This is a genomic window from Kitasatospora sp. NPDC093806 (assembly GCF_040683335.1).
In the GTDB taxonomy this organism is placed as follows: domain Bacteria; phylum Actinomycetota; class Actinomycetes; order Streptomycetales; family Streptomycetaceae; genus Kitasatospora.
Genome location: NZ_JBFBDO010000204.1, coordinates 1 through 5,566 on the forward strand (window position 1 = coordinate 1; position 5,566 = coordinate 5,566).

At 77.6% G+C, this 5,566-nt stretch carries 7 protein-coding genes; 2 read left to right on the forward strand and 5 right to left on the reverse strand.

What is annotated here, in order from left to right; all coding sequences use genetic code 11:
- Positions 1-111 precede the first annotated feature (111 nt).
- The 5 genes from AB0N76_RS38900 to AB0N76_RS38920 all read right to left on the reverse strand — a co-directional run bounded on the left by AB0N76_RS38900 (position 112) and on the right by AB0N76_RS38920 (position 4,437).
- Positions 112-279 carry a hypothetical protein gene (locus tag AB0N76_RS38900; RefSeq protein ID WP_363565585.1) on the reverse strand — a complete coding sequence of 56 codons (168 nt, stop codon included), beginning with the start codon at positions 277-279 and terminating at the stop codon, positions 112-114.
- Between the two features lie 120 nt (positions 280-399).
- Positions 400-828: a hypothetical protein gene (locus tag AB0N76_RS38905; protein ID WP_363565586.1), complete on the reverse strand. Its 429-nt coding sequence runs from the start codon at positions 826-828 to the stop codon at positions 400-402.
- Between the two features lie 138 nt (positions 829-966).
- On the reverse strand, positions 967-1,854 hold the full coding sequence (locus AB0N76_RS38910; RefSeq protein ID WP_363565587.1) for a hypothetical protein: 888 nt from the start codon (positions 1,852-1,854) through the stop codon (positions 967-969).
- Positions 1,855-1,975: 121 nt separating this feature from the next.
- Entirely contained in the window at positions 1,976-2,944 is a 969-nt protein-coding gene (locus AB0N76_RS38915; RefSeq protein ID WP_363565588.1) for a quinone oxidoreductase, read from the reverse strand.
- A gap of 86 nt (positions 2,945-3,030) precedes the next feature.
- Positions 3,031-4,437, reverse strand: coding sequence for an MFS transporter (locus AB0N76_RS38920; RefSeq protein ID WP_363565589.1), 1,407 nt, complete (start codon positions 4,435-4,437; stop codon positions 3,031-3,033).
- A gap of 204 nt (positions 4,438-4,641) precedes the next feature.
- On the opposite strand from AB0N76_RS38920, the gene AB0N76_RS38925 reads away from it, so the two are divergent.
- Together AB0N76_RS38925 and AB0N76_RS38930 are read left to right on the forward strand one after the other, a co-directional pair.
- Positions 4,642-5,004 carry a helix-turn-helix domain-containing protein gene (locus tag AB0N76_RS38925; RefSeq protein ID WP_363565591.1) on the forward strand — a complete coding sequence of 121 codons (363 nt, stop codon included), beginning with the start codon at positions 4,642-4,644 and terminating at the stop codon, positions 5,002-5,004.
- A gap of 319 nt (positions 5,005-5,323) precedes the next feature.
- A partial coding sequence (locus AB0N76_RS38930; protein ID WP_363565590.1) for a helix-turn-helix transcriptional regulator occupies positions 5,324-5,566 on the forward strand: 243 nt, incomplete at its 3' end.

Below are 5,566 nucleotides of genomic sequence, written 5' to 3' on the forward strand. Positions count from 1 at the left end.
GCCGCTCCCGCCCCGGGACCGGCACCGGGGGGTCGCCGGCGACCTGCCGCCGGCCGCCGCCGGATCGTCCCCGGGGGCGGGCGGACCGGTCCGCCCGCCCCGGGGAGGCGGTCAGCCGGCCTGGCCGGGGTCGGGCTCGCGCAGCGCGTCCGGGCCCGGCTGCGGGGCGGCCGCGGGCTCGGCGGCGGGAACGGGCGCGGCCGCGGGGGCGGGGTCGGTGGTGCGGGTGGCCTCGGCGCGCACGAGCGCGCCCATGGCGGCGAAGACGTCGAAGGGCATGACGGAATCTCCTGCGGTGGGGCTCTGACGGTGTCTGACGGTGGTCGCGGGAGGCCGGGCCGCGCGGGGTCCGCACGGCCCGGCCGGGTCGTGGGCCCGCGGTCGCCCGGCCGGGGACCGTCAGCAGCGCAGGACCACGCCCCGTCCGCTCCCGGCCCCGGCGGCGTTCCCGTCGCGGCGCGCGGGCCGTGGCCGTTCGGGCCGCCCGGGTCCGCCGGCGGCGTCCGCCCCGGTGCGCGGCGGGGGGAGCTGACCCCAGCCCAGGGCGCGGGCGGGGCCCGTCCGGTGGGCGCAGGCGTCGAGCGGGACGCTCCCGTGGCCGCGGCGGCGTTCGACGGGTTCGGGGCACTCGTCGGCGCCCGCATCGAGCAGCGGGGCCGGCTCCGGTGCGGTGGCGGGGCCCTGCTGGACGGTGACGCAGTGCGTCCCGGCCACCCACGGCCGGGCCCCGGCGGCGTCCGCCCCGCCCAGCAGGGCCAGGACGGCGCCCAGCAGCACCGTCGCGGCGCACCGGGCCGCGGCGTACCAGCGCGGGGTCGTGGGCCGCATGCCGAACCTTCCCAGGATGTGGGCCCCAGTCAACCGCCGCGCCGGGGCGCCGGGCACGTCCGGCTCACCCGCCGGGGAGCGGGGTTCACCCCCTTGGCCGCACCGCCGCCCCGGGGAAGGGTGGCGGGCGGCGGGTCGCTAGGTCTTCGGGAGCCAGACGGCGACGGCGGCGGCCAGCAGCGGGGTGAGGACCACGATGTCCGCCTGGAGGTCGGCGAACGGCCCCGTGGTGGTCCCCAGCAACTGCTCGAACCGCGCGCGCTGTTCGGCGCGTTCCAGGAGCCGCTCCGGCTCGTCGGTGCCGGTCAGCGGGAACAGGCGCGCGGCCAGGAGCCGTGCCTGGCGGCGCAGGGCCAGCGCGGCCGGGGTGTAGAGGACGCCGACGAGCAGTGAGCCCGCGCCGCCGAAGACGAGGACGTACTCGGCGGGGGTGGCGTCGGCGGCGGCCAGCGCCTGCGTCTGCACCTGCTGGGCCTCCGTGCGCACCGCCACGCCCAGCGCGAGCGTGGACAGGGCGACCAGCGCGCCCAGGCCGGCCAGCATCGAGCGCAGGCTCTGGCGCCGTTCCAGCAGCCACCGCGTCAGCTCGCCCGCGTCCGTGTCGCCGTGGTCGGCCAGCGCGGCGGCCCGGATCGCGTGGACGGTGCACGCCGTCGGGACGGCGCCCAGCACGGCGGTCCCCACGAGCACGGAGCCCTGCCAGGTCGCTGACCGGTCGTGGACGGGCACGGTGACCGTGACCACCCCGTTGAGGACCGCGCCCAGCGTGACCGCGCCCGTGATCAGGGCCGCCGCGCGCCCGGTCGGGCGCTCGGCCGGCGGCAGGGCGCGCCACTGCCGGAGGCCGAACGCGAAGACCGCCCCCGCCGTGCCGGTCAGGGCCAGGGCCATCGCCGACCAGACCGGCCACAGGCCGGCGCCCCGGTAGCGGGAGGTGGCCACCACGACCGCCCCCGCCGCGAGGCCGACCGCCACCGGCACGGCGTTCAGCACCGGGGCGGCCCCCGGCCGTGTGCGCGTCGCCATGCGCCCTCCCCCTCGAACGGTCCGCGCCCCCATCGTGGCGCACCCGCCGGGTGAGCGGGGCGGCCGGCCGCAAGGGGGTGCGGACGGGGGCGAACCCGCCCACCGCCCGGGGATCAGGAGATCAGGGGATCAGGAGGATCTTGCCGGTGGTGTGGCCGGATTGGAGGGCGGTGTGGGCGGTGGCGGCGTCGGCGAGGGGGTGGCGGGCGGCGATGGTGAGGGTGAGGCGGCCGCTGCGCAGCCAGTCGAAGACGTCGGCGGCGCGTTCGCGCAGTTCGGCGGGGTCGGTGGCGTAGTCGACCAGGGTGGGGCGGGTGAGGTAGACGGAGCCGTGGGCGGCGAGCTTCTGGGGGTCGAGGGCGGGGGCGGGGCCGGAGGCGGCGCCGGCCAGGACGAAGGTGGCGCGCCGGGCCAGGCAGGTGAGGCCGGCTTCGAAGGTGTCGCGGCCGATGCCGTCGAAGACGACGTCCGCGCCGCGGCCGCCGGTGAGTTCGCGGACCCGGGCGGCGAAGTCCTCCCGGGTGCGGACAATGACGTGTTCGGCGCCGGCGGCGGTGGCGGCGGCGGTCTTGGCGGGGGTGGAGACGGTGGCGATGACGTGGACGCCGGCGGCGGTGAGCAGGCGGGTGAGGTGGGCGCCCAGGCCGCCGGCGGCGGAGTGGACCAGGGCGGTGGCGCCCTTGCGGGCGGGCCAGGTGCTGGTGGTCAGGTAGTGGGCGGTGAGGCCCTGGAGGAGGACGGCGGCGGCGTCGGTGTCGGGGATGTCGTCGGGGACCGGGACGGTGGCGTCGGCCTTGACGGTGACGAGTTCGGCGTAGCCGGCGGGGGCGGCCCACCAGGCGACGCGGTCGCCGACGGCGGGGGCGGTGACGCCGGGGCCGGTGGCGACGACGGTGCCGGCGCCCTCGCAGCCGGGGATGAAGGGGGTGGTGGCGCCGGTGCGGCCCTCGCGTTCGTAGACGTCCTTGAAGTTGACGCCGATGGCGCCGGTGCGGACCAGGACCTCGCCGGGGCCGGGGACCGGGTCGGGGTGTTCGGTGGGGGTGAGGGCCTCGGGGCCGCCGCTCTGCTGGACCACCACTGCGCGCATGTGCTCGTTCTCCTCGGATGACGGATTCGGGTTCGGGTTCGGATGCGGGTTCGAATTCGGGTTCGGATGCGTGTTCTGACGGAGGGTCAGCGCACGCTGCGGTGCACCGCCCAGGTGACGGTCAGGAAGCCGGCCGCGACCAGGGCCAGGCAGGCGCGCAGGCCGCCGGTGCCGGCGGCCAGGATCGGGCCGAACAGGGCGATCGCGACCGCTCCGCCGATCTGGCGGAAGGCGTTGAGGGAGCCGGAGGCGAGGCCGGAGCGGTCGGGGGGCAGGGCGCGCAGGGCGAGGGTGGGCAGGGAGGGGCCCATCAGGCCGGCGCCGAGTCCGAGCAGGCAGCTGCCGGTGGTGAACAGCCACCAGGCGGGGGTGGCCCCCAGCGGCAGGAGGGTGAGGGCGCCGGCGGCGGCGCAGGCTGCGCCGCCGGTCAGCAGGGTGCGGACGCCGGTGCGGTGGACGGCGCGGGCCAGGACGAAGGAGGCCAGGCTCCAGCACAGGGCGAAGGGGACGAAGGCGAGGCCGGCGCCGAGCGCGTCGCGTCCCCAGTGGCGTTGCAGGTGCAGGGAGATGGCGAACTGGGCGCCGTAGGCGCCGAACTGGTAGAGCGCGCCGACGGCGAGGGCGGGGGTGAAGCCGGGGCGGCGGAAGGTGTCCAGGGGCAGGACGGGGTGGGTGGCGCGGCGTTCGGCGGCGGTGAAGGCGAGGGCGGCCGCGGCGGTGGCGGCGGCCAGGGCCAGCGTCAGGGGTGCGCTCCAACCGACCGCGCCGGCCTGGACGAGGGTGCCGATGCCGCAGCCGACCAGGGCGGCGGTGGCGAGCTGGCCGGGCAGGTCCAGGCGGGCGGGGCGCACCGGCGAGGGGGCGACGCGCAGGCGGCACAGCAGGGCGGCGGCCAGCGCGATGGGGACGTTGACCAGGAAGATCGCCCGCCAGCCGACGCCGGCGGTGAGCGCGCCGCCGGCCACCGGGCCGGCCACCAGGGCGAGGGAGCTGACGCCGCCCCAGACGGTGAAGGCCCGGGCGCGGTCGGCGCTTTCGGGGTACATGTGGGCGATGACGGCCAGGGAGGCGGGCAGCAGTCCGCCGGCGGCCACGCCCTGGAGGGCGCGGGCGGCGACCAGGGCGCTGATGGTGGGGGCGGCGGCGCAGGCGGCGGAGGCGGCGGCGAACAGCAGCAGGCTGGTCTGGAAGAGGCGGCGGGCGCCGAGCCGGTCGGCCAGGGCGCCGGCGCCGAGCAGGCAGGCGGCCATGGCGACGGTGTAGGCGTTGACCGTCCATTCGAGTTGGGCGAGTGAGCCGCCGAACTCGGCGCTGAGGTCGGGCAGGGCGACGTTGAGGGCGCTGCCGTCGAGCAGGACCATGAAGAAGCCGGCGCAGACGGAGCCGAGGCCCACCGCGCCGGGCCGGCCCGCGGGCGGCTCGGCGGACGGGTGGGCGGACGGGTTGGCGCGGCGGGGCAGGGCGCGCCCGGGCGTTCCGACGGCTTCACTCACTCTGCATCCCCCGTCCATGTGGAAGTCGCCGTGGCGGTCTTCGTGGAAGTCGTGGTGGAAGTCGCGACTCCCGGTCCGCGAAGGGCCTCCGCGGTCTATAGTGTTCGATGGAGGTCGATCACCATGCATGAAAGTCGCATCCGTGACGATTCGTCAAGTGCTGCTCCGCCCGCGGGTGACGGCCGTTCCCGGCGGGCGCGCGGACTGGAGCGCACGGACCCGTCCGGGGTGACGCTGCACGAGGTGCTGCAGGCGCTCGCCGATCCGGTGCGGCGCGCGATCGTGCGGGAGCTGGCCGGCAGCCCGGACTGGAGCCGCGCCTGCGGCACGTTCGAACTGGGCGTCAGCAAGGCCACCCGCAGCCACCACTTCACGGTGCTGCGCCAGAGCGGGCTGGTCGAGCAGCGCGACGCCGGCGCCCGGCGCTACAACCGGCTGCGCCGGCCCGAGTTCGACGCGCGTTTCCCGGGTCTGCTGGACCTCGTGCTGGCCGAGGACGAGGGCGGCGCGGGCAGAGCGTCTGACTCCCGTGACGGCACCGGTCGCCCTCCGGTCATTGCCAGTTGACAGGCCCTGTCATAGCTTTGTCACAACGACGGGGGCACGGGGACGGCCGCCGGCCGCACCGGGCGCCGCCCGCGGGGGCCCGGCGGGGCCGGGGACTGGCCGAGGGCCAGGCCTAGGGCCATTCCAGGTCGCCGGAACCCGACCACCGGCCGCGGGACGTGCCCGCGGGTGCCTGCGCGGCCGCGGCCGCGCGGGCTGGAGACCCTTCGGCGAACGGAGCCGGAATGCGAGTGACGAGTGCGGCTGACAGCGGTGACATCGAGGGTTTTCTCCTGCCGGGTAGCGTTCGGCACGTGACGACGGTGGTGGAGCGGTGACGGTGGTGGACCAGCCGGCGTTCGGCCGGCGGCTGCGGCGGCTGCGCCTGGAGCGGGGCATCAAGCAGACGGACCTGGCCGGCGGCCCGGTGTCGGCGAGCTACATCTCACGCCTGGAGATGGGCAACCGCCTTCCCTCGCCGCAGACGCTCAGCTACCTCGCCATGAGCCTGGGCGTGCCGCTGGACGCGCTGCTGGCGCCGCCGCCCCGGCCGGCGGGCCGGCCTCCGCGGGCTCGGGCGCCA

Excerpts from the sequence above, each read along its gene's own strand:
- AB0N76_RS38900 (WP_363565585.1), bottom strand. The coding sequence starts at position 279 with ATGCCCTTCGACGTCTTCGCCGCCATGGGCGCGCTCGTGCGCGCCGAG.
- AB0N76_RS38905 (WP_363565586.1), bottom strand. The coding sequence starts at position 828 with ATGCGGCCCACGACCCCGCGCTGGTACGCCGCGGCCCGGTGCGCCGCG.
- AB0N76_RS38910 (WP_363565587.1), bottom strand. The coding sequence starts at position 1,854 with ATGGCGACGCGCACACGGCCGGGGGCCGCCCCGGTGCTGAACGCCGTG.
- AB0N76_RS38915 (WP_363565588.1), bottom strand. The coding sequence starts at position 2,944 with ATGCGCGCAGTGGTGGTCCAGCAGAGCGGCGGCCCCGAGGCCCTCACC.